Origin of the sequence: Kitasatospora sp. NPDC101157, from assembly GCF_044768255.1 — a bacterium.
GTDB lineage: Bacteria > Actinomycetota > Actinomycetes > Streptomycetales > Streptomycetaceae > Kitasatospora.
The window spans coordinates 106,993-127,938 of record NZ_JBIWPL010000022.1; the positions used below are offsets into that span (position 1 = coordinate 106,993).

The window sequence follows — 20,946 nt, forward strand, 5'->3', positions numbered from 1 at the left end:
AGTAGGTACAGCCCCGGGCGGCCCCGGGGCAAGGGCTGACCCGGCGACCCGGTGCGCAAATCGTTACATTGAGGACATTTGCAGCTGTGCCAGGCACCGTGCGTCCACGCAAAGAAGGCCGACCGCCTTCGGAAAGGGTCCCCATGCGCCCCGCCCTCAGCCCCGCCGTCCTCGCCGAACTGCGCCGGCCCCGGCCCTACCCGGCGGTGTCCGTCCTGATGCCCACCCACCGCCGGGAACCGGACAGCACCCAGGACCCGGTCCGGCTGCGCAACCTGCTGGCCGAGGCCAAGGAGCGGGTCCAGGCCGACCCGAAGGTCTCCCGGGCCGACCGCATCGACGTCCTCGAACAGCTCGACCGGGCGCTCGCCGAGGTCGACCTCGTCCACGCCGAGGACGGCCTGGCCGTCCTCGCCGCGCCCGGCGAGCACCAGGTGTGGTCGTTCGCCCGCACCGCCCCCGCCCGGGTGGTCCTGTCCGACACCTTCCTCACCCGCAACCTGGTCGCCGCCCAGGCCGCCGAGCGCCCCTACTGGGTGCTCGCCGTCGCCGCCGACCGGGCCGTGCTGTGGGGCGGCGACCAGGAGCGGGTCACCGAGGAGAGCGGCAACGGCTTCCCGCTGGTCCGCACCTTCCCCAACCCCGACCCCGAACGCCAGGAGCGCATCGGTGACACCCCCAGCACCTTCCGCGACGAGGAGACCAAGACCTTCCTGCGCCAGGCCGACACCGCGATCGGCAAGGTCCTGGCCGCCGACCCCCGCCCGCTGTACGTCGTCGGCGACGCCCCCGCCCTCGCGCTGCTGGACGCCGCCGGCACCATCGTCAAGGAGGCCGCCGCCCAGATCCCGCACGGCGGCCTCGCCCAGGCCGACACCGCGGCCGTGCGGCGGGTGGTCGCCCCCGCCGTCCGCGCCCACGCCGAGCGCGAGATCGGCGACACCCTCGCCCAGCTCGACAAGGCCCGCGGCCGCCAGGAGTTCGCCGCCGGCCTCGACGAGGTCTGGCGGGCCGCCGGCGAGGCCCGCATCGCCCTGCTGGTGGTCGAGGAGAACTACCGCGCCACCGTCCGCGACGACGGCGACCACCTCGTCCCCGCCGAGGCCGACGAGGCCGGCGCCCGCGAGGACATCGTCGACGAGGTCATCGAGCGCGCCCTCGACACCGGCGCCCGGATCACCTTCGTCCCCGACGACACCCTCGCCGACAGCCGGCGCATCGCCGCCGTCCTGCGCCACTGACCCCGGCCCCGCCGCGCCCCGCCTCACCGCCCGGGCGCGGCGGCCTCCAGCCCCTCGACGCTGCCGGACATCACGAACCGCACCCCCTCGGCGAACGCGCAGAACCGCCCGATCACCAAGCGCTCCGGGCCGTAGTGGTACAGCACGTTGCGGGTCTCGAACGCCGTCGGGTCCTGCGGGTCGTCGTAGTACGAGTACTCACCCACCTCGGTCCACCTCTTCCACACCGACGGAACCGACCCCCACATGATCCACTGCGCCGCCCGTAAATCGCTTGGGCCGGTGCCCCGTTGACTGCTACCGTCGGCGCAGCCGTGAGAAGGACGCGAGGAGGTGAGACCCATGAAGGCGGTATCCGTGTGGGTGCTCCCCCTTGTCGTCACGGTGGGCGATTGACGTTGGTGTCGCCCGGGAGCGCCTGGGACCAGGTACTTCCGACCGCGCACCGCGAGCACGGCTACCGGGTGCCCACCGACCCTCGGGTCACCGGACTCGGCCCGGCGCGGCCCCCGGCGGGCGTCACGATCGTGCCCGACGGCCTGGCCGAGGAGGCCCCGCCGCACGCCCCGCCGCACGCCCGCCACGACGAGATCGAGGCCGGCGCCGGCCGGCACTCCGTACCGGCCCAGATCCTGCCCCGCCCGGCGGGCACCCTGGTGGCCGGCCCCGCCCGGTACGCGGTGGCGCGCCGGCACGACCGGTACGTGGGGCTGATCCGGGGCTCACCGCCGCGCCGCCCGCGCATCGGGCCGCTCGCCGCCCGTGCCGAGCTGCACCGCCGCGGCATCGCCCGGGCCCTGCCGGCCCACGCACCGGAATCCCTGCACCGTGAAGGCACCACCGAAGCCCGGGCCCGAGGCGGCGCAGTCCGACACGGCCGCCACCGCACTCCTCAAGGGCGTCGGCGCCCACCGCACGAGCAGCACCCTGGAACTCGTCCCCCACTGACGCGTCCCCAGGCCACCACACGTCACGAATCGAAGAGATGAAGGACCATGACCAAGACAACGAACGGCATCGAAGTCGAAGGCACCGTCGTCGAGTGCCTGCGCAACGCCAACTTCAAGGTGGAACTCCCCAACGGGCACATCGTGCTGGCCCACATCAGCGGGAAGGTCCGGAAGAACCACATCAAGATCCTCCCGCACGACCGGGTGCTCGTGGAGCTCAGCCCCTACGACCTCACCCGCGGCCGGATCCGCTTCCGCTACCGCAACTAGCAGCCGGCAGCAGACAGCCCCGGCGGCCCGGCACGCTCCCCCGTGGCGTGCCGGGCCACCACCGGCGGTTCTGCCGTGCCCGGGCCGGGCGGCCCGGGCACGTACCGCGGTGTTCCCCGTGGAGGATGCCAGGCCGCCGCCGCGCCGTGTTGGCACTGCGTCGCCACTTCCTTGGCAACGCGTCTACGCGCCCGCGCCCCCGGCCGGCTCCCGCTGCCGGTGCTCGCGCGGCGAGAGCCCGTACGCGGCCCGGAAGGCGCGGCTGAAGTCCGAGGCCCGCGGGAAGCCCCAGCGCGCGGCGACGGCGTGGACCGGCAGCGTCCGCAGCGCCGGGTCGGCCAGGTCGCGGCGCGCCCGCTCCAGCCGCTGGCCGCGGATCCACGCGGCCAGCGTCACGCCGTCCCCCGACTGCCCGGAGAACACCCGGTGCAGATGACTCACCGAGACGTGGTGGGCGGCCGCGATCACGGACGGCGACAGCTCCGGGTCGTGCAGATGGCGCCGGACGAAGGCCCGCACGCTCTGCACCAGCGCCCGCCGCCGCGCGTCGTCCGGCAGCGCCGCCTCCGCCTCCAGCTCCCGGGCCGCCCAGGCGGCCACCAGGTCCACCGCGACCGTCCCCAGCCGCGCCGCCTCGCCCGGCCCCAGGACGGCGGCCTGCCGGTCCAGCCCGACCAGGAACTCCGACAGCAGCGCACACGTCCCCTCCCGCGCCGAGAACCCCCGGCCCAGCAGCTCGCGCAGCCGGTCCGGCGGCAGCGGCAGCAGCGCGACGGGGAAGTCGATGCCCACGGCCTCGGTCCGGTGCTCCCGGCGGCCGTCGGCGCGCACCCCGACGGCCCGCACGTCGTACGGCGTCGAGCTGTCGACCAGGTACAGGTCGCCCGGCCCGAACGCGCGGGTCCCCTCCCGGACGCCCTCCCGGGCGCCGCGGGTCAGCGACAGCCCGCCGCCGAGCGGCATCGTCAGGTGGTACACGCCCGGGTCCGAGCGGCGCACCATCGCGGCGGTGCGCCGGAACCGGGTGGGCGGGAACGAGGACCGCAGCAGCGTCACCGGCCCCAGCTCCAGGCGCCGCATCTCGGCCCGGAAGTCGTCGGCGTGAACACTGGTCATCTCGCTGGCCCGGGTGCGCCCGATCAGCTCCCGCCAGCAGTCGAACCGCTCCTTCGCGGACACGTCCTCACCCCGGAACACACTCCCCGCGGCCACCCCGCGCCCCTTCCTCTTCCTCCCGGCCGCCTGCCGGACACGGACGGCCGACCGTAGCCGATCCCGCCCCGCCCCGGCAGGCCCCATCCCGGCCGGCAGACCCCCCTACGGCCGCTCGCCGACGCCCTCGACGCCGGCCAGGGCCACGAGCCACAGCACGATGACGACCAGTGAGTGGCGCGCGCACCACTCACCCAGGCGGTGCAGCGCCGACCGTCTGCCGGGAGCCGCGGCGGTGGTCGGGGCGCGGCGGGCGGACGACGGCATGAACGGCTCCCGGGGTCTCCTGCGCGCCGGTACGCCGCATCGGCGCAGTGTCCCCGCCCGTAGCGGGCCCGCCCACCGGTACCGGCGGGTAGTCGCCCCTACGGCCCCCGGCACCCGTTGCCGTCCGGGAGCCGGGACCCACCGCCCCCGCCCTACCGGCCAGTTGGCTAGACTGCCCCGGCCCGATGTGATCACGAAGGGACAGGGATGAGCATGGGGGAGACCTGGATGACCGCGACCGATCCCGACCCGGCGGAGCCGGCCGGGCCGCAGATACGCCAGGACATCCCGCACAGCGCCCGGATGTACGACTACTTCCTCGGCGGCAAGGACAACTTCGCCGTCGACCGCGAAGCCGCCGAACGCGTCCTGACCGCCTTCCCCACCATGCGCACCGCCGTCCGCGCCAACCGCACCTTCATGCACCGCGCCACCCGCGCCCTGGCCCGGCGCGGCCTGAGCCAGTGGCTGGACATCGGCACCGGCATCCCCACCTCGCCCAACCTCCACGAGGTCGCCCAGGCCGTCGAACCGCGCGCCCGCGTCGTCTACGCCGACAACGACCCCGTCGTCCTGGCCCACTCCCGCGCCCTGATGACCAGCACCCCCCAGGGCCGCACCGCCTACGTCCACGGCGACGTCCGCGACCCCGCCTCGATCCTGACCACCCCCCAGGTCGCCCAGACCCTCGACCTGACCCGGCCCGTGGTCCTGTCGATGGTCGCCCTGCTCCACTTCGTCCCCGAACTCGACGACGCCCGCGCCATCGTCGAGCACCTCCTGGACCCCCTGCCGTCCGGCTCCGCCCTGGTCCTCTCCCACGCCACCGCCGAACTCGACCCGCCCGGCGCCTCCAAGGTCGAGGAGATCTACAACCAGGCCGGCACCTCCCTGCGGCTGCGCCCCCGGGCCGAGTTCGCCACCTTCTTCGAAGGCCTGGACCTCCTCGACCCGGGCATCGTCCCGGCCCACCGCTGGCACCCCGAGGGCACCGAGGACACCGCCGACCTGCTGCCGGCCGCCGTCACCGACGCCCAGGTCTCCTTCTACGCCGGGGTCGCCCTCAAGCCCTGACACCCGGCGCCCGGCCCCCGGTCCCTGACCCCCCTGGCCCCCTGGCCCCTTCCGACCGGGAGCCCGTCCGACTGTTACACGACAGTGACGTTCCGCACACAACCGGTGGCGCCGGGTGAGACGTCCTCAGGAAGGACAGTGCCCGAACCGCACCGACGGTGCCCCGGGCCGAACGACCACCTCCCCTGAAAGGGGTGCACCCGTGATCGTCACCAAGCGGAACTCCCTGCGCCTGGCCGCCGTCGCCGCCCTCGGCGCGCTGCTCCTCGGAACGGCGGGCACCGCCATGGCGGCCGCCCCGGCCGCCTCCGCCGCGCCCGCCGTCTCCGTCGCCGCCGCCCCCGCGTCCGCCGGCATCACCGCCAAGCCGTCGGCCACCTCCGTCCAGGCCTGGCAGCTGTTCCGGGTCACCGGCACCACCACCGGCCTCGACGCCGGGAGCACGGTGGCCCTCCAGCAGAAGCAGCACGGCGCGTGGGTCACCCTGCCGGCCACCGTGCACACGACCCGCAACGGCTCCTACTCCCTCGGCGTGAAGCTCGGCATCAAGGGCCTCAACGAGCTGCGCATCGTCAGCGGGAACACCGCCTCGCCCGTGTTCACCGTGACCGTGCGCTGACCCCGCGCCCCCGGCGGCCCGCCGGGTGCAGCACCCCTGCACCCGGCGGGCCGCCGCCGTGCCGGGCGGCCGGCCCTACCCGGACGGCGGCGCCCTCCCGGCATCCCGGTCCCCGTCCCCGCTCTCCTTCCCGTCCCAGTCCCCGTCCCCGTCCCCGTCCTCGAACTCGACGTTCACGCGCTGCTCCGGCCGCCGCTCCTCCTGGCGCGCGATGGACGACAGGACCTCCTGGTCCGGCCCGGTCAACGGGGGCTGCAGGATGCTGCGCGGCCACAGCCGCCGGTGCAGGACCACGTTGGCCTCGGCGGCGTACACGGTGATCTGGGCGTTCAGGTAGAGCCAGGACAGCAGGCCGATCACGGTGGCGAAGAAGCCGTAGACCGCCGTGGCGTGCCGCAGCTGGTGGGCGACCAGCAGGGCGCCGAAGGCCTGCAGCACGGTGAACAGCGGGCCTGCGAGCAGGCACCCGGGCAGCAGCGCCCGGGTGGGCACGCTCTTGGGCGTGAGGACGCGGAAGCACGCCAGGCACAGGGCGGTGTTGACCAGGGCGGACAGCACCAGCCCGCCCACACGCGCGGCCGGCCCGGTGAGGGCGACGGCGACGAGCGTGGCCGCGGAGGTGGCCAGCAGCAGCCCGAGGGCCAGGACGACGAACAGCAGCAGGCTGCGGGCCAGGCGCGGCCAGTAACCGGGGCGCACCACCCCCGGCACGTTCCAGATCTCGGCCATGGCGTGCTGGAGGACCTGGGCGATGCCCAGCGTGCCGTACAACAGGCCGAGCACGGCCACCACCAGGGCCAGTCCGCTGCCCTGCACCGAGTGGACGTTCTGGCGCAGCTGGCCGCCGATGATCGGGAAGTCGGCGAGGGCCGAGTTGACGACGGACTGCTGGGCCTGCGGATGGCCGTGGAGGACGAAGCCCAGGACGGTGCTGAGCAGGAGCAGCAGCGGGACGAGGGCCACGAAGCCGTAGTAGGTGATCAGGGCCGCGAGCAGGCCGCCGCGGTCGTCCCCGTACTTCTTGACCACCCCGACGACCGTTCCGGGGGCCCGGTGCCGCTGCTGGGCACGGTCGAGGGCGCGCAGGGCGCGTTCGACGGGGTTCATCTGCCACCTCCGGGCCGGGCGTCCGTTCGGCCGAGCGCCTACCCCACCGGCGCGCCGGTCACCGCCGACCCCGTGCCGGCCACCGCCGACCGCGTGCGACCGGCCCCGCACGGGGTACACGCCGCTGCGACGGGAGGTGCGAAGCGGTGACCTGGGACGACGCTGTGCTGGGCGACGCCCTGGCCGGGCTGCTCACCGACTCCCGGACCAGCGGCCCGGCCGAGCTGCCCGCCCTGGTGCACGAGGCCGCCCGCGCGCTGGGCGCGGACGGCGCACGGGTCTTCCTCGCCGACGTCCAGCAGCACTCCCTCGTCCCGCTGCCGGGCCCCGGGCCGGGGGAGTACGGCCACCCGGTCGACATCGAGGGCACGCTCGGCGGCCGCGCCTACCGCCTGCAGCAGACCCAGCTGTCCGCCGGCCCGCCGCCCACCGGCTGGTTCCCCCTGGTCGACGGCATCGAACGGATCGGCGTGCTGCGGATCGAAGGCCGCCTCCACGGCGCAGCGCCGGACGGCCGCACCATCGAGCGCTGCGAGGCGCTGGCCGCCCTGGTCGCCCTGGTGGTGGTATCCAAGAGCGCCTACAGCGACGTCATCGTCGAAGCGGGCCGCCGGCAGCCGATGAGCCTGCAGGCCGAACTGCTGTGGGCCTTCCTGCCGCCGCGCACCATCGGCACCCGCGACGTCACCTCCAGCGCCGTCCTGGAACCCGCCTACGACGTCGGCGGCGACGCCTTCGACCACGCGGTGGCCCGCGGCCACCTCCACGTGTCCGTGTTCGACGCCATGGGCCACGACCTCGCCTCCGGCGGCGCCAGCTCCGTCGCCCTGGCCGCCTGCCGCTCCACCCGCCGCTCCGGCGGCGGCCTGGTCGACATCGCCCGCACCATCGACCGCGCCCTCGCCCGGTGGATCCCGGACCGCCTGCTCACCGCCGTCATCGTCGACCTCGACACCGCCACCGGCGAACTGTCCTGGGTCAACTGCGGCCACCCGCCGCCGCTGCTCATCCGCGACACCCGCGTCGTCCCCGACGCCCTGCGCCGCAGCCCCGAACTGCCGCTCGGCCTCGGCTTCCACCAGCACGGGCCGCAACCCGTCCACCACGCCAGGCTCCAGCCCGGCGACCGACTGCTGGTCTACACCGACGGGGTCACCGAGGCCCGCTCGGCCGCCGGCGAACTCTTCGGCGAACACCGCCTGACCGACACCCTGGTCCACCACATGGCCGGCGGCGCCCCCGCCCCCGAAGCCCTGCGCCGCCTGGTCCGCGCCCTGCTCGCCCACCAGGACCACCAGCTGCGCGACGACGCCACCATCGCCCTGGCCGAGTGGCACCCCCGGCGCCACGGCGGCGGACGCACTGTCAGTGGCCCCGCCTAGTGTGGGAACCACGACGGAGAGGGCGCCGCGAAGGCGCCCGCGAAGCCCGCCGGAAAACCACCGCCGAAAACAAGGGGGGCACACCCATGTCCGCGAACAGGATCAAGCACAAGGTCAACCACGTCTCGCTGGTGGTCGACAAGTCCGGCTCGATGCGCCAGCACCAGGGCCAACTCATCCGCGTCGTCGACGAGTTCGTCAAGGGCCTGCAGGAGGAGTCCGACCGCCTCGGCCACGAGACCCGGATCAGCCTCTACGCCTTCGACCACGAAGTGCAGAACCTCGTCTGGGACATGGACGTCAAGCACCTGCCGTCCCTGCGCGGCCTCTACCGCGTCGACAACGGCGCCACCGCGCTCATCGAAGCCGCCGTGAAGTCCGTCGACGACCTGAAGAACATCTGGGAGGGCTACGGCGAGCACTCCTTCCTCCAGGTCGTCGTCACCGACGGCGAGGAGAACGCCTCCGGCTTCTCCCAGACCGGCCAGATGCACACCCGCATGAACGCCGGCCAGGGCACCACCGTCCTGCGCACCTGGCGGGACCGCATCCAGGGCGCCATGGACGACCTGCCCGAGCACTGGACCTCGGCCATCCTCGTCCCCAACTCCCTGGCCAAGCGCACCGCCCAGGAGTACGGCTTCCCCGCCGGCAACATCGCGATCTGGGACGCCGACTCCAGCAAGGGCGTCGAAGAGGCCATCGGCACCGTCAAGTCCGCCGCCACCAGCTTCCTGCGCGGCCGCGAACAGGGCGTGCGCGGCACCAAGAACCTCTTCGCCATGGGCCAGGACCTCAACACCGCCGAGGTCAACGCCAAGCTCGACGCCCTCGACGCCGGCAAGTACATCCTGATCCCCGTCGACCAGGCCACCGCCATCCGCGACTTCGTCACCAGCGCCGGCCACCCGTACCGCACCGGCTGCGCCTTCTACGAGCTCTCCAAGCGCGAGAAGATCCAGGGCAACAAGCAGCTCGCCGTCGCCGAGAAGGACCCGGCCACCGGCCGGATGACCGGCCGGGTCTTCTCCGGTCCGGCCGCCCGCCAACTCCTCGGCCTGCCCGCCGCCGAAGCCACCGTCAAGCCCGGCGACAACCCGGCCTACACCGTCTTCGTCCAGTCCACCTCCGTCAACCGCAAGCTCGTCCCCAACACCAAGCTCCTCGTCCTCCTCTGACCCCCGCACCGCTGCCCGCACCGGCCCGCAGGAGGATCGGGGAGGACGCGGGGAGGAGGCGGGGACGAGGCGGCGGGGACACGCGCCGGGGCCGGGAGGGTGACGGTGTCTCCAATCGGCGGACCCCCGTGGTATCAAATCCCCGGTCAGCGGGTGTGGGACGTTTGGGACGGGCACGACCGGGCCTTGTGCCGGGGCGCTTCGCAGGCAGACTGGCCAAACCGGCGGCAGTCGACCGAGTCCTGCCGGCCGGCCCTCCTGACGAAGCATCACGGACCTGGAGAGCCATCTGTGACCACCCCCCTGCCCACCCGCCGCCGGTTGTCGCTGGGCCTGGCCCTGGCCGCCGTGCTGACGGGCGCCGGCGCCTACACCGCCGCCGCCGCACCCGCCACGACCGCGCCGAGCCCGATACCCCTCACCTCCCCGGCCTGCCCGGCCGACCTCACCCAGGGCGAGGCCGACGGCTGCGTCACCCAGCTCCAGCTGGAGCTCAACCTGACCGGCGCGCGCCTCACCGTGGACGGGCAGTTCGGCCCGGCCACCGGCACGGCCGTGCGCACCTTCCAGGCCGCCCACGCCCTGACGGCCGACGGCGTCGTCGGCCCGGCCACCAAGTCGGCCCTCGACGCGGCGGCCACCGCCGCCTCCGGCACCGTCGACCTGCGAACCCAGTGCGGCGACCTGCGGACCGGCGCCACCGGGCCGTGCGTCAGCACCCTGCAGACGATGCTCAACACCTTCAACGCGGGCCGCCTCACCGTGGACGGGCAGTTCGGACCCGCCACCGACACCGCCGTGCGCAACTTCCAGGCCGCCCACGCCCTGACCGTCAACGGCGTCGTCGGCACGGCCACCAAGAACGCCCTCTACACCAGCACCCCCACCCCGCTGCCCAGCGGCGCCGTCGACCCCACCAAGGTCCTGAACGCCGCCAAGTCCTACCTCGGCGTCCCGTACGTGTGGGGCGGCGGCCACTCCCTGCGCGGCGAGGGCCCCGGCCCCTCCCTCGGCACCTGCGACGGCTACACCGGCTCCATCCAGCCCTGCCCGGCCAACACCACGGCCGGCCTGGACTGTTCGGGCCTGGTCCGGGCGGCCTTCTGGTTCGGCGCCGGCCTCGACCTCGCCAACGGCGGCGACACCACCGAGCAGACCCTGGACAAGCACCTCACCCCGATCACCGAGGCCCAGCGCCGCCCCGGCGACGTCGAGTACTTCGGCACGGACGCGCACAACACCACCCACGTCGTGCTCTACGCCGGCACCGACCCGGCCACCGGCGCGGACATGATGTACGAGGCGAAGGAGACGGGCACCGACGTCCACTACGTCGGCCTGCGCACCGGCGGCTACTGGTACCACGTCACGGCCTGACCCCGGCCCCGGGAAGTCCGCGCCGTTCGGCCGACCGGCCGACGGAGGGCCGGCCCCAGCGCGTCAGCCGACCGGGGAGGCCGCCAGCATGGAGGCATGAGGACCGTCCTGCGCTGTGCGGCCGCCCTGGTACTGGCCGCGGCCCCGGCCGGCCCGGCGGCCCCGCCCGTCCGGGCCGCCGGGCCGGCCGGGGGCTGGGCGGCGCTCGCGCCCGGAATCGGCTACCGGGAACTGACCGTGCGCACCGCCCACGGCCTCGCGAGGGTGTACGCCGTCCGCGCCGAGCTGAGCCGCCCCGGCGTACGGGCGGACCTGCTCCTCCCCGGCGTACGGGCGGACCTGCTCCTCCCCGGCGCGGTGGCGGCCCGGGCGCCGCTGACGCGGCTGGCGGGGGAGCGCGGGGCGGTGGCGGCGGTGAACGGGGACTTCTTCGACATCACCGAGACGCAGCACCCGGGCGTCCAGGCCACCGGGGCGCCCTCCGGGCCGGCCGTCCACCGGGGCAGGGCGCTGAAGGCGGCGGTCCCGGAGGCCCAGCGGTTCGGCTGGCGGCCACCGCCGGGCGACAGCGACCGGGACGTGCTCGGGGTCGGCGTGGACGGGGTGGCCCGCACCGCACGCCTGACGCTCCGGGGCCACCTGTGGACCACGCGCGGCGTCCGGCCGCTGGGCGGGCTGAACCAGTACGCCCTCCCGGTCGGCTCGATCGGCGCGTTCACCGCCGACTGGGGCGAGGTCTCCCGGGCCCGGGCGGCCTGCGGGAGCGACGAGTCGCGGCAGGACCCCTGCACCGCGGAAACCTGGGAGGTGACGGTCCGTCACGGACGGGTGGTGGCGGCCTCCGCCACCCCGGGAAGCGGCCCGATCCCGGCCGGAAGCACCGTACTGCTCGGCCGCGAGGCCGGGGACCCGGGAACTGGCCGCCCTGCCCCTCGGCTCGCCGGTCGCGGTGGACCACCGCCTGGCGTCGAGCGAACCGGTGCCCTTCACCTTCGCCCTGGGCGCCTACTCCCTGCTACGGGGCGGAAGGCCGCCGGCGGGGCTGGACTCCACCGACGTCGAACCGCGCAGCGCGGTCGGTCTCACGGACGGCGGCCGCACACTGACGCTGCTGTCCACGGACGGCCGCGAGGGCACCTCCACCGGCCTGACCCTGACCGAACTCGCCCGGGTGGTGGGCGATCTCGGCTGCCCGGACGGCGTCTACCTGGACGGCGGCGCCTCGGCCACCCTGGTCACCCGCGACCCCGCCACCGGACGCCTCGCCGTGCGCAACCACCTCGACCACGACCAGGAACGACCGGTCCCCAACGCCCTCGCCGTCTTCGCCGGATAGGCCCGCCCCCGCTCCGTACCGCGCCCACCTCCGGACCCTCCCGCCAGGTCCCCCGCTCCGCCCGTTCACCCCCGCGACCGCCGGCCGGCCCGCTCCCCGAACACCCGCACCACCCAGGCGGCGAGCCGAAGGCCGAACACCGCCGCCGAATCGATCCCGGACGCCGCAAGCGCCCCGGCGTCCTCGTCGCCCAGGTAGTCCACATCGGCCCAGCCGCCCCGGAAGAGCACCACCGACAGCACCGTCTCCCGCGGACCGGAGACGAGAACACCCATCGAGTCGGGATCGCCCACCCGCGCCCGATCCGTCTCAAGGCCCTGCGGCCACGGCGCCGCCGCGTCGCGCCACGTCAGCTCGCCCACCACGAGACCGGCGGCCCGCCAGCCGGGCGCCCGCGCGGCCACCTCCGCGGCCGCCCCGTCGAGATCCACGATCCTGTCCATGGGACGGATCATGATCCAGCCCCGCCTCCGTCCTCCACCGACTTCCACCGGCACGGCGCGGCGCCGCACGGCGGGGGAGCGGTGGGCCGATCGGTGTGCCGTAGGTATAGAAATGCCCAAACCGGGGCGCTTCCCAAGGGATCTCTCACCAACGCGTCCGAAGGTGCCGACCATGGCTACCAACGTCCTCACCGCCCCCAGGGAGCCCTCGTCTCCCCCTCCGCGCGGCCGCCGGGCCCCGTGGAGGTCACCCGACGGCCAGCCGGGCTACGCACGGCCCGCACTGCTCGGAATCGCCGCCGTCGCCGCCGTCCTGTACGCGTGGAACATCAACCACAGCCAGTACCACAGCTTCTACGCCGACGCCGTGCGCAGCATGACGGAGAGCTGGAAGGCGTTCGTGTTCGGCTCCTTCGACCCGGCGGGCACGATCACACTGGACAAGCTGCCCGGCTTCCTGTGGCCGCAGGCACTGTCGGCGCGCCTCTTCGGGTTCCACCCGTGGGCGCTGACCCTGCCACAGGTGGTCGAGGGAGTGCTGTCCGTCCTGGTGCTGTACCGGGTGGTGCGGCGGTGGGCGGGGGCCGACGCCGGACTGCTCGCGGCCGCGGCCCTCACGCTGACGCCGGTGGCCGCGGGACTGTTCCGCACCGCGGTCGAGGACGCCGCCTTCACCCTGCTGCTCCTGCTCGCGGCGGACGCCGCGCAGCGGGCCGCCCGCACGGCACGGCTGCGCCCGCTGCTGCTGGCCGGAGTGTGGGTGGGACTGGCGTTCCAGACCAAGATGCTGGAGGCGTGGGCGGTACTGCCCGCACTCGCGGCGGTGTACCTGCTCGCGGCGCCAACCACCCTGCGGCGGCGGATCGGGCACGTCGCGCTGGCCGGGCTGGTGACGGTGGCGGTGTCGGCCTCCTGGATGCTGGCGGTCACCGCGACCCCGGCTCCGGACCGCCCGTACGTGGACGGCACGACGGACAACTCGGCGTTCAGCATGGTGGTCGGCTACAACTTCCTGAACCGGTTCTCCGCACTGGGAATGAGCGCGGCGCGGACCGGCAGCGTGCAGGCGGTCCGCGGCGGCGGGGGCGGGGGCCACGCCGGCAAGGGTTCGCAAGGCCCCCAGGGCAGCGCCCCCGCCCAGGCCCCGTCCCAGGCCTCGGGACAGGGCCCCGGCGGCTGGGGCGGCCAGGGCGGCGGCGCGAGCGACGGCGGCTGGACGAAGATGTTCGGCCCCCAGTTCGCCCCGCAGACCGGCTGGCTCTACCCGCTCGCCGCCGTCGCGCTGGTGTGCGCCCTGCTCTGGCGGCGGCGCGAGCCGCGCACCGACGCGCTGCGGGCCGGCTACGTCCTGTGGGGCGCCTGGCTGGGCGTGTTCTTCCTGGTCTTCAGCGCGGGCAGCGTCGGCGGCCACAGCTACTACATGGGTGTGATCGCCGTCCCGCTGGCCGCCCTGGGCGGCGCCGGGACGGTCCTGCTGTGGCGGGCCTTCCGCGAGGGCGGCGCCCGGGCGTGGGTGCTGCCCGCGGCGATCGCCGCAACGGTCGCCTGGTCCGCCCACCTGGCCCGGGAGTTCCCGTCCTTCCTGCCATGGCTGGCCCCGACCGTGATCGGACTGGGCGCCGTGGCACTGGCGCTGCTCGCGGCGGTCGCGCTCGAACGCGTCACCGGGCGGGGGTTCGCACCGGCGGGGCTGGTGGCGGGCGTCGCGGCGATGCTGGTCGCGCCGGGCGCCTGGGCGTCGTCGGTGCTCAGCCCCGCGTACGGCAACTCGGGCATGGGCACCGTCGGCCCCTCCGCGGCCGCGCACGGCGGGGGAGGGCACCACGCCTCGCCGAAGGGCTCCACCACCACCGCCGCGCTGCGCACCCGCCACGGCGGTGGCGGCGGGTTCGGCGGCTCCTCGGAACACCTGACGGCATCCGAGCAGGCCCTGTTCGACTACCTGCAGGCCCACCGGAACGGCGCCCGCTACCTGTTCGCCGCCTCCAGCTGGAGCGCCGCCTCACCGTTCATCCTGGCGACGGGCGAGGAGGTCCTGCCGATGGGCGGCTTCAGCGGATCGGCACCCTCACCGACCCTGACGGAGTTCCAACAGCTCATCGACAAGGGCGAGTTGCGCTACGTCCTGCTCGGCACCGACCGGCACGGCAGCAGCGCCGGCAGCGCGTCGACGGCAGGGACACCGACCGCACAGGTCCAGTCCTGGGTACGCGGCACCTGCACCCCGGTGCCCCCCACCGACGTACCCGGCACCACCACACCGCCCCCCGCCGCGGAACGGCCGGACGACAACGACCCCACCGGCCAACAGCTCTACCTCTGCGCGCCTTCGGCCTGAGCCCCGCCCCGGGAGGCCCCACCACCACCGGCCTCCCGGGGCGAAAACCGGTTGCCCGCGCCGCCGACGGTCCGGCACAGTGGGCACATCGCGCCACACGCCCGAGGAAGGAGCGCGACCGTGAACAGCACCACCCCTGTCCAGTCGTATCAGCGCTCCTCCAGTCCCCGGTCCACCGGGACGTCCTCGTAGCGCGCCGACCGGCCTGAGGCCGGGCCGCCCCGGGGAGTCCCCGTACGGGCGGCCCTTTTCCGTGCCGCCCAGCAGCACCCGGAGAGTTGGCCGAGTGGTAAGGCAGCGGCTTGCTAAGCCGTCGTCGGGTGAAAGCCCGCGCGCGTTCGATCCGCGCACTCTCCGCGCAACGCGGCGCAATCACGGAGGACCCGGCACCCGTGCGGGTCGGGCCCCCAAGGGCGAGCTGGGCACCGGAGAGCCCAAGGGTCTGTAACACCCCCGCCTCGGCTGTGGCGGTTCGAATCCGCCCTCGCCCACCAACCACCGCGCGCCGCCGAGCCGGCGCGGGCCGACCGATCCGGTCCGCGGACAGGTCGAAGCCCTGCCCGCGGACCGGACCGGAGCACCGGCCCGATCGGCGTCAGCCGCGACGAACCGTCACGCGAAGCGGGAGCTGCGGACCGGCCCGGCGGAGCGGACGCGCTCGCGCGGGCCCGCCGCGGGCCAGCCCACCGCGCGGGCGGCGAAGGCCGTGAGGACGTCGTCCGTGTCGGGCGGGGTTTCGCCGTCGCCCTCCGGGGCGGTCGGGGCGGCGGCCAGGACCGCCTCGGCCAGTTCCTCGGCCGAGCGCCGGTCGGGCTCGTCCTCCTGCGGTTCGCCGTCCTCACCGAACCGCAGCCCGGGCTCCCACGGGGCGTTCACGATCTGCCCCAGCAGCGTGGAGACGTCGGCCGTCACGGCCGGCGGGTCGGTCCAGCAGGTGGCGTGCTCGAAGAGCAGCTGCCCCTGCGCCCGCTCGTCCAGCTGCGCCACCTCGGCGGGATCGCACTCGTTCAGGTCGTACGCGACCACCAGCACATCCGTCGCATCCGGCCGGTACGGAGCCGCCGGAACGCCGAGCAGCCGCGCCGCCGCCAGCCCCAGCGCCCGGCTGCCCCGGTCGGCCAGCAGCCCGACCGAGGCGGGCCGGCGGCCGGTGGCGGCCAGCACGGTGCGCAGCCGCTCCAGGCCGTAGTGGCAGAGCCCGAAGTCGTCCTGCAGGTAGGCCCAACGGCCGGTCATGCCCTGGTCGAACCCGTGCGGCGACAGGGTGGTGAGCAGGCCGCCGGTGAGCACGTAGTGCCAACCGCGCAGGTCCCGGTCGTCGACCGGCGGCAGGGCCGCCGCCCGCTCCAGCATCCGCCCGACCCGCTGCGCCGGGCCCGCCCAGACCCCCTCGGGGGCCGACAGGGCCTCGTACACCTCGCGGGCCAGGGGTATCCGGCCGGCCATCAGCGCGTTGTAGACCGTCAGGTACCGGTCCGGCCAGTCGTCGAGGCGGGCGTCGTGCTCGCGCAGTACGGCCAGGGCCTCGGTGTGCCGCTCGCAGCCCTCCAGGGCGGAGACCAGCTCCAGCAGCACCGTGCGCAGGCCGAGCCGGCGGGCGGCCTGCGGCTTGGGCTTGCGGCGGAACAGCCCGGTGCGGGCCGTGGTGGTGGGCGGTTCCTGGACCAGCCGCAGCGCCTCCCGCAGTGCGGGGACGGCCACCGCGTCGATGCCGCGCTCGACGCAGGCGTAGCCGTAGGTGTAGAGCCGGTCGGCGTCGCCGGGGCCGGCCGCCAGTGCTGTCGAAGCCTGTGCCAGGTCCTCGAAACCGGCGCCCTGGGCCAGCCTGGCCACCAGCGGTGCGGTTTCGGCGGGCGGGAGCCGGTCCGCTGCGGAGCGCAGCACCCGCATCGAACCCTGCGAGTCGCCGGACTCGAAGAGTTCCCAGGCTTCGGACAGTTCGGTGGCCATGTGTCTCCGGGGGTCGGGGGGGGGTGGCAGGACCTCAGGATGATCGTCCACCGACCGCGGCCCGGGCAACTCGGTTTTCCGCGCCGCGGGGGACTGCATGTGCGGTCGGCCGACAGTTGAAGGGGGACGGCCGATCGTCTGGACGGAGCGGTGGCAGGAGGGCGGGCGCACCGCCCGCCGTCAGCCCAGGTCGAAGGCGTTCGGCAGCCCCCGGCGGTAGCGGCCCTCGTCCTGCTGCTGCAGGGCGGCCAGCTCCGGCGGCCGGTACAGCGGCCACACCGTGCAGCGCGGGGCCGGTGAACCGTCCGCGTCGAGCAGGGCGTTGACCGCCCGGCGGGCGGATTCGTTGGCGCCCTCCATGGTGGCCAGGTCGATGTCGGTGGCGACGTAGTCGCCGGCCAGGAAGAGGTTGGGCACGGCCGTCGCGGCGGACGGACGGTTGTCCAGGGTGCCCGCCGGGTGGATGAGCAGTTGTTCGCGGTTGGCCGGGGCGGGGCCGCCGAGGCCGGTGACGGCCGGGTCGATGAACCAGGTGAGCAGGTCCGCGTCGTCCAGGACGCGCCGGCCGCCGCTGTTGAGGGATTCCTTGAGCTGGGCCCAGGTCTCGCGCACCACTTCCTCGCGGGTGCACTTGAGCGCGGGCCTGCCGTAGACGATGCCCGGGGCGTCCCACTGCGAGACGATCGCCGACAGGCAGTCGGCGGCCCGCCCGTCGCCGTAGTCCCGGCGGAAGTCGCGGTCGGGCCAGAACTGGGCCTGGCCGATGCAGGTGATCGCCCAGGGGGAGTCGACCAGGTCGACGTGGCCGTGCACGATCGGGGTGCGGCTGCGCAGGTAGAACTGCACGCCGACCATCCAGTCGGTGCGCAGCCGGTCGCAGCGCCCGAGTTGGGGGTCGGCGGAGCGCAGGGCGGGCCCCCAGGTGTTGCGGGCGTGTTCGACCGGCATCGCGCTGACGTAGTGGTCGGCCACGACGGGGGTGGCCGAGTCCCGCAGCCGCACCCCGGTGATCCGGCCGCCCTCGTACAGCAACTCCTGTACCTCTGCGCCGAGTTGGAACCGCACCCCGAGGGAGCGCAGCCGGGCCTCCCAGGGGCCGATCCAGGCCTCGCTGGTGGGAGCGTTGAGGACGCGGTCCGGTTCGCCGTCGTTGCCCCGGCCCAGGGCGTTGTAGACGAACGCCTGGAAGATCCGGGCGACGGTGCGGGTGCTGGCCTCCTCCGCCTTGGTCGCGACGATGTTGCGGGTGACGCCGACGCCGAGCAGCCGCTGGTAGTCGTACGACATCTCCTCGGCCCGGATGAACCGCCACCACGGGACGCGTTCCCACTGCTCGCGGCGGCGCAGGTCGCAGCTGGTGAAGTGGACCAGCAGCCGGTTGGCGAAGTACGCCGCCTCGGTGGCAGGCAGGTGCAGGGCGGTGTCCAGCAGGCCCGTCAGCGTCTGGAGCAGCGCGTCGGGCAGCAGTTCGCCGAGCACCGGTGGCGCGGTCACGGTACGGAACGGCAGCCGCAGCGCCGGTCGCCCTCCGGCGCGGGGGAGCAGTTCCTCGGTGGCGTTCACCAGGTTGTCGTGAACGGTGCGCCCGGGCGTGCCGGTGGGCAGCGGGATCCGGCGCAGGGTGTCGGGCAGGTTGCGGTAGAAGCCGGGGAAGAAGCGGAAGCCGTGTTCGCCGGGCAGCGGCCGCCGCCCGCCCCGGGCGGTGCCGGGCACGTCCATGCTGCGGGCCTTGCCGCCCAGTGCCGTGTTGCGCTCGTAGACCGTCACCCGGTAGCCGCGTTCGGCCAGTTCCTGCGCCGCGCTCAGTCCGGCGACCCCGCCGCCGAGCACGGCGACCCGCCGTCCCGGCCGTCCCGGCTGTTCCGGCTCTTCCTCGGACCGTCCCGCCGCCCGTGCCCGTGCCCGTGCCGCCTCGCTCCCGGTCGGGCCGAGGTCGAGGCCGAGACCGGCGGCCGCCCCGGCCGCCCCGGTGAGCAGGGCGCGCCGGGTGTGCGCGGCCGCTGTGATCGTTCGCATGTCCCGTCAACGAGCCGGTGCGCGCGCGGGCACGGCCGGGGGCCGTCGCCGCGCGCGGGGTCAGCCGATCGGTGGTGCGAGGTATTCCAGCGCGTAGCCGTCGCCGCCGGGGCCGGGACTCACGCGGGCGATGCCGGGTGAGTCGAGGTGGGCGCCGGCCACGAAGTGGTGGGGCCGGGTCAGTCGTGCGAGCAGGGCCGCCCGTGCGGTGCGGGCCTGGGACCGGTCGCCGTCGAGTTCCCAGGTCACGTCCGGCCGGTCGAACTGGAGGGTGGGGACGTGCACGGTGTCGCCCCAGACGAGCAGGTGGCCGGCGTCGCTCCTGATGTCGTAGACGGTGTGGCCGGGGGTGTGGCCCGGGGTCGGGAGCGCGGTGGCCCAGTCGTTGATCGCGGTCTCCTGTGAAACGGGGACGACCCGGTCGCGGACCGGTTCCAGCCGCCCGGTGAACACCGGGGTGTCGTCCGCGCCGATCCACACCCGCTCCAGTGCGGTGAACGCCTGCGAACCGTCGGGCGCGATCAGGCCGCTCACGTGGTCCTGGTGCCGGTGGGTGATGGCCACGTCGGTGACGCGCGCGCGGTCGATGCCCGCTTCGTCGAGCGCGTCGTGGAGCAGTCCCATGGTGGGCTCGTGCCAGACGTCGGACGCGCCGGTGTCGACGAGCAGCGAGCGCGTGCCGTCGGTGACGTGGAAGGCGTTGACCGACAGCCGCAGGTTGTCGCCGGCCAGCGGGACGGCGGCCGGCAGCACGTCGAGCGCGCGCCCGTCCTCGCCGCGCAGCCGGGTCGGCGGCAGGTCGAGGTACCCGTCCCGCAGCGAGGTCACCCGCAGGCCGCCGAATTCGAACGTGGCATGGTGCCGGCCACGGGAGAGCAGACGCATGGAACCTCCGTCGGGTGGGATGCACAGGCATGTCCGGTGAACGATTCTCGTCCGGGACGGCTCCCCGGGATGACACCGCCGACCGCGCGGGGGAGCGTTGGCTGATGGACGACACGACTGAGACGAGTTCCCGGCGGTCGGTGCCCGCGCCGCCGGCGTGCGCCGCCGGGGTGCCGACGGTCGGGGTGGAGGAGGAGCTGTTCCTGGTGTGCCCCGGCACCGGCGCCGTGGTGGGCGCCGGCCCGCGGGTGGCGGCCCTGGCCGCGCGGGAACTGGGGGACCTGGTGGCCGGGGAGTTCACCGACCTGCAGGTCGAGGTGCGGACGCCGCCGTGCACGGACACCGGGGAGCTGCACGCCCACCTGGTGCGGGCCCGGCAGGCCGTCGCCGCGGCCGCGGCGGGGGAGGGCCTGCGGGTCTGCCCCTCGGCGACCCCGGTGATCGGAGGCTCCCACGCCCCGGTGGGCGATCACCCCCGCTACCGGGCCGGCGTGGAGCTGTACCGGTCGCTGATGGACGACTTCGTGGTCAGCGCCCTGCACGTCCACGTCCTCCTGCCGGACCGCGAGGTGGCGGCCCTGGTCGGCAACCACCTGCGGCCGTGGCTTCCGCTGCTCGTGGAGATGACCGCGAACTCACCGTACTTCGACGGCCGGGACACCGGCTACGCGAGCTGGCGCACCGTGACCCGCCTGCGGATCCCGGCTCTGGGCCCGCCCCCGTACATCGAGTCCTTCGACGACTACCGGCGCACCACCGCGCAGCTGGCCGCGGCGCGCGTGGTTCCCTTCGCCGACCTGCCGTTCTGGGACGTCCGCCCGCACCCCCGCCTGCCGACCATCGAGGTGCGGTCCATGGACGTTCCCCCGGACCCGGCCGACTCCGCCGCCGTGGCGGCCGTCGTCCGCGCCCTGGTGGACACCTCCGCCCGCCTGGTCGAAGGCGGCGACCCCGGCCCGCGGCTGAGCTCCGACCTGCTGCGCGGGGCGTACTGGTACAGCACCCGCGACGGCTGGACCGGCACGGGCCTGGACGCGCTGTCCGCCGCCATGCTGCCCGCACCGGAACGCGCCCGCCGGCTCATGGACCACATCGGCCCCGCCCTCCAGCGCTTCGGCGACCTCGACAGGGCCGCCGCCTTCTTCGACAGGCTCGCCGCCCACGGCACCGGAGCGCACCGCCAGCGCGCCGCCCACCGCGCCGGAGGCCTGCCCCACGTCGTCGCCGACCTGACGGCCAACTGCGCCGCGCCGCACCGGGAGTAGCCACGCCCCCCGGTACTCGGTGGTACCGTGTAGCGG

18 protein-coding genes, 2 tRNA genes and 1 pseudogene are annotated in these 20,946 nt (G+C 74.8%); 12 read left to right on the forward strand and 9 right to left on the reverse strand.

Translation table 11 applies throughout. The features are described from left to right. Nucleotides 1-143 precede the first annotated feature (143 nt). Nucleotides 144-1,241 (forward strand): chemotaxis protein, encoded by a 1,098-nt coding sequence (locus ACIRVF_RS32570; RefSeq protein WP_402825906.1) that lies wholly within the window; start codon nt 144-146, stop codon nt 1,239-1,241. 59 nt (nt 1,242-1,300) lie between these two features. Here ACIRVF_RS32570 and ACIRVF_RS32575 read toward each other — a convergent pair. Continuing rightward, nucleotides 1,301-1,447 (reverse strand): annotated as a pseudogene (locus tag ACIRVF_RS32575) (antibiotic acetyltransferase); the annotation flags it as partial. A gap of 789 nt (nt 1,448-2,236) precedes the next feature. On the opposite strand from ACIRVF_RS32575, the gene infA reads away from it, so the two are divergent. Then, nucleotides 2,237-2,461: a translation initiation factor IF-1 gene (gene infA, locus ACIRVF_RS32580; protein ID WP_396538442.1), complete on the forward strand. Its 225-nt coding sequence runs from the start codon at nt 2,237-2,239 to the stop codon at nt 2,459-2,461. 183 nt (nt 2,462-2,644) lie between these two features. Here infA and ACIRVF_RS32585 read toward each other — a convergent pair whose 3' ends face one another. Together ACIRVF_RS32585 and ACIRVF_RS32590 are read right to left on the reverse strand one after the other, a co-directional pair. Beyond that, entirely contained in the window at nt 2,645-3,673 is a 1,029-nt protein-coding gene (locus ACIRVF_RS32585; RefSeq protein ID WP_402825909.1) for an AraC family transcriptional regulator, read from the reverse strand. A gap of 105 nt (nt 3,674-3,778) precedes the next feature. Further along, nucleotides 3,779-3,940, reverse strand: a complete 162-nt coding sequence (locus ACIRVF_RS32590; protein WP_402825912.1) for a hypothetical protein — start codon at nt 3,938-3,940, stop codon at nt 3,779-3,781. A 228-nt stretch (nt 3,941-4,168) separates the two neighbouring features. On the opposite strand from ACIRVF_RS32590, the gene ACIRVF_RS32595 reads away from it, so the two are divergent. Continuing rightward, on the forward strand, nt 4,169-5,014 hold the full coding sequence (locus tag ACIRVF_RS32595) for an SAM-dependent methyltransferase (protein ID WP_402825915.1): 846 nt from the start codon (nt 4,169-4,171) through the stop codon (nt 5,012-5,014). 202 nt (nt 5,015-5,216) lie between these two features. After that, entirely contained in the window at nt 5,217-5,633 is a 417-nt protein-coding gene (locus tag ACIRVF_RS32600) for a hypothetical protein (RefSeq protein WP_402825918.1), read from the forward strand. A gap of 75 nt (nt 5,634-5,708) precedes the next feature. Here the strand turns inward: ACIRVF_RS32600 and ACIRVF_RS32605 are convergent, their stop codons facing one another. Continuing rightward, nucleotides 5,709-6,740, reverse strand: coding sequence for a YihY/virulence factor BrkB family protein (locus tag ACIRVF_RS32605; RefSeq protein ID WP_402825921.1), 1,032 nt, complete (start codon nt 6,738-6,740; stop codon nt 5,709-5,711). Nucleotides 6,741-6,886: 146 nt separating this feature from the next. Between ACIRVF_RS32605 and ACIRVF_RS32610 the strand changes: the two genes are divergently transcribed. The 3 genes from ACIRVF_RS32610 to ACIRVF_RS32620 all read left to right on the forward strand — a co-directional run bounded on the left by ACIRVF_RS32610 (nt 6,887) and on the right by ACIRVF_RS32620 (nt 10,677). Further along, complete coding sequence (locus tag ACIRVF_RS32610; RefSeq protein WP_402825924.1) at nt 6,887-8,122, forward strand: PP2C family protein-serine/threonine phosphatase; 1,236 nt, start codon at nt 6,887-6,889, stop codon at nt 8,120-8,122. An 86-nt stretch (nt 8,123-8,208) separates the two neighbouring features. Continuing rightward, nucleotides 8,209-9,300 (forward strand): VWA domain-containing protein, encoded by a 1,092-nt coding sequence (locus ACIRVF_RS32615; RefSeq protein WP_402825927.1) that lies wholly within the window; start codon nt 8,209-8,211, stop codon nt 9,298-9,300. Between the two features lie 291 nt (nt 9,301-9,591). After that, nucleotides 9,592-10,677: a peptidoglycan-binding protein gene (locus tag ACIRVF_RS32620; protein WP_402825930.1), complete on the forward strand. Its 1,086-nt coding sequence runs from the start codon at nt 9,592-9,594 to the stop codon at nt 10,675-10,677. 221 nt (nt 10,678-10,898) lie between these two features. On the opposite strand, the gene ACIRVF_RS32625 is transcribed toward ACIRVF_RS32620, so the two are convergent. After that, on the reverse strand, nt 10,899-11,291 hold the full coding sequence (locus ACIRVF_RS32625; RefSeq protein ID WP_402825933.1) for a hypothetical protein: 393 nt from the start codon (nt 11,289-11,291) through the stop codon (nt 10,899-10,901). Nucleotides 11,292-11,626: 335 nt separating this feature from the next. On the opposite strand from ACIRVF_RS32625, the gene ACIRVF_RS32630 reads away from it, so the two are divergent. Beyond that, nucleotides 11,627-12,013 (forward strand): phosphodiester glycosidase family protein, encoded by a 387-nt coding sequence (locus ACIRVF_RS32630; protein ID WP_402825936.1) that lies wholly within the window; start codon nt 11,627-11,629, stop codon nt 12,011-12,013. 65 nt (nt 12,014-12,078) lie between these two features. Here the strand turns inward: ACIRVF_RS32630 and ACIRVF_RS32635 are convergent, their stop codons facing one another. Beyond that, entirely contained in the window at nt 12,079-12,456 is a 378-nt protein-coding gene (locus tag ACIRVF_RS32635) for a hypothetical protein (protein ID WP_402825939.1), read from the reverse strand. 172 nt (nt 12,457-12,628) lie between these two features. On the opposite strand from ACIRVF_RS32635, the gene ACIRVF_RS32640 reads away from it, so the two are divergent. From ACIRVF_RS32640 to ACIRVF_RS32650, 3 genes are all read left to right on the forward strand, one after another. Beyond that, the gene (locus ACIRVF_RS32640; RefSeq protein ID WP_402825942.1) at nt 12,629-14,794 is read left to right on the forward strand and encodes an ArnT family glycosyltransferase; all 2,166 of its coding nucleotides are present in this window, start codon (nt 12,629-12,631) and stop codon (nt 14,792-14,794) included. 272 nt (nt 14,795-15,066) lie between these two features. Further along, nucleotides 15,067-15,151: transfer RNA gene (locus ACIRVF_RS32645), tRNA-Ser, on the forward strand. A 54-nt stretch (nt 15,152-15,205) separates the two neighbouring features. Further along, nucleotides 15,206-15,288: transfer RNA gene (locus tag ACIRVF_RS32650), tRNA-Tyr, on the forward strand. Between the two features lie 118 nt (nt 15,289-15,406). Here ACIRVF_RS32650 and ACIRVF_RS32655 read toward each other — a convergent pair. From ACIRVF_RS32655 to ACIRVF_RS32665, 3 genes are all read right to left on the reverse strand, one after another. Next, nucleotides 15,407-16,744, reverse strand: coding sequence for a hypothetical protein (locus ACIRVF_RS32655; protein ID WP_402825944.1), 1,338 nt, complete (start codon nt 16,742-16,744; stop codon nt 15,407-15,409). A 180-nt stretch (nt 16,745-16,924) separates the two neighbouring features. After that, the gene (locus tag ACIRVF_RS32660) at nt 16,925-18,760 is read right to left on the reverse strand and encodes an FAD-dependent oxidoreductase (protein WP_402825947.1); all 1,836 of its coding nucleotides are present in this window, start codon (nt 18,758-18,760) and stop codon (nt 16,925-16,927) included. 60 nt (nt 18,761-18,820) lie between these two features. Beyond that, entirely contained in the window at nt 18,821-19,645 is an 825-nt protein-coding gene (locus tag ACIRVF_RS32665) for an MBL fold metallo-hydrolase (protein WP_402825950.1), read from the reverse strand. Nucleotides 19,646-19,749: 104 nt separating this feature from the next. Here ACIRVF_RS32665 and ACIRVF_RS32670 point away from each other — a divergent pair, with 104 nt between their 5' ends. Further along, complete coding sequence (locus tag ACIRVF_RS32670; protein ID WP_402825953.1) at nt 19,750-20,910, forward strand: YbdK family carboxylate-amine ligase; 1,161 nt, start codon at nt 19,750-19,752, stop codon at nt 20,908-20,910. The last annotated feature ends 36 nt before the right edge of the window (nt 20,911-20,946 follow it).

Coding starts and splice junctions, on each gene's coding strand:
- ACIRVF_RS32590 (WP_402825912.1), bottom strand. CDS start 3,940: ATGCCGTCGTCCGCCCGCCGCGCCCCGACCACCGCCGCGGCTCCCGGC.
- ACIRVF_RS32655 (WP_402825944.1), bottom strand. CDS start 16,744: ATGGCCACCGAACTGTCCGAAGCCTGGGAACTCTTCGAGTCCGGCGAC.
- ACIRVF_RS32670 (WP_402825953.1), top strand. CDS start 19,750: ATGGACGACACGACTGAGACGAGTTCCCGGCGGTCGGTGCCCGCGCCG.
- ACIRVF_RS32570 (WP_402825906.1), top strand. CDS start 144: ATGCGCCCCGCCCTCAGCCCCGCCGTCCTCGCCGAACTGCGCCGGCCC.
- ACIRVF_RS32605 (WP_402825921.1), bottom strand. CDS start 6,740: ATGAACCCCGTCGAACGCGCCCTGCGCGCCCTCGACCGTGCCCAGCAG.
- ACIRVF_RS32595 (WP_402825915.1), top strand. CDS start 4,169: ATGACCGCGACCGATCCCGACCCGGCGGAGCCGGCCGGGCCGCAGATA.
- ACIRVF_RS32660 (WP_402825947.1), bottom strand. CDS start 18,760: ATGCGAACGATCACAGCGGCCGCGCACACCCGGCGCGCCCTGCTCACC.
- ACIRVF_RS32665 (WP_402825950.1), bottom strand. CDS start 19,645: ATGCGTCTGCTCTCCCGTGGCCGGCACCATGCCACGTTCGAATTCGGC.
- infA (WP_396538442.1), top strand. CDS start 2,237: ATGACCAAGACAACGAACGGCATCGAAGTCGAAGGCACCGTCGTCGAG.
- ACIRVF_RS32640 (WP_402825942.1), top strand. CDS start 12,629: ATGGCTACCAACGTCCTCACCGCCCCCAGGGAGCCCTCGTCTCCCCCT.
- ACIRVF_RS32615 (WP_402825927.1), top strand. CDS start 8,209: ATGTCCGCGAACAGGATCAAGCACAAGGTCAACCACGTCTCGCTGGTG.
- ACIRVF_RS32635 (WP_402825939.1), bottom strand. CDS start 12,456: ATGGACAGGATCGTGGATCTCGACGGGGCGGCCGCGGAGGTGGCCGCG.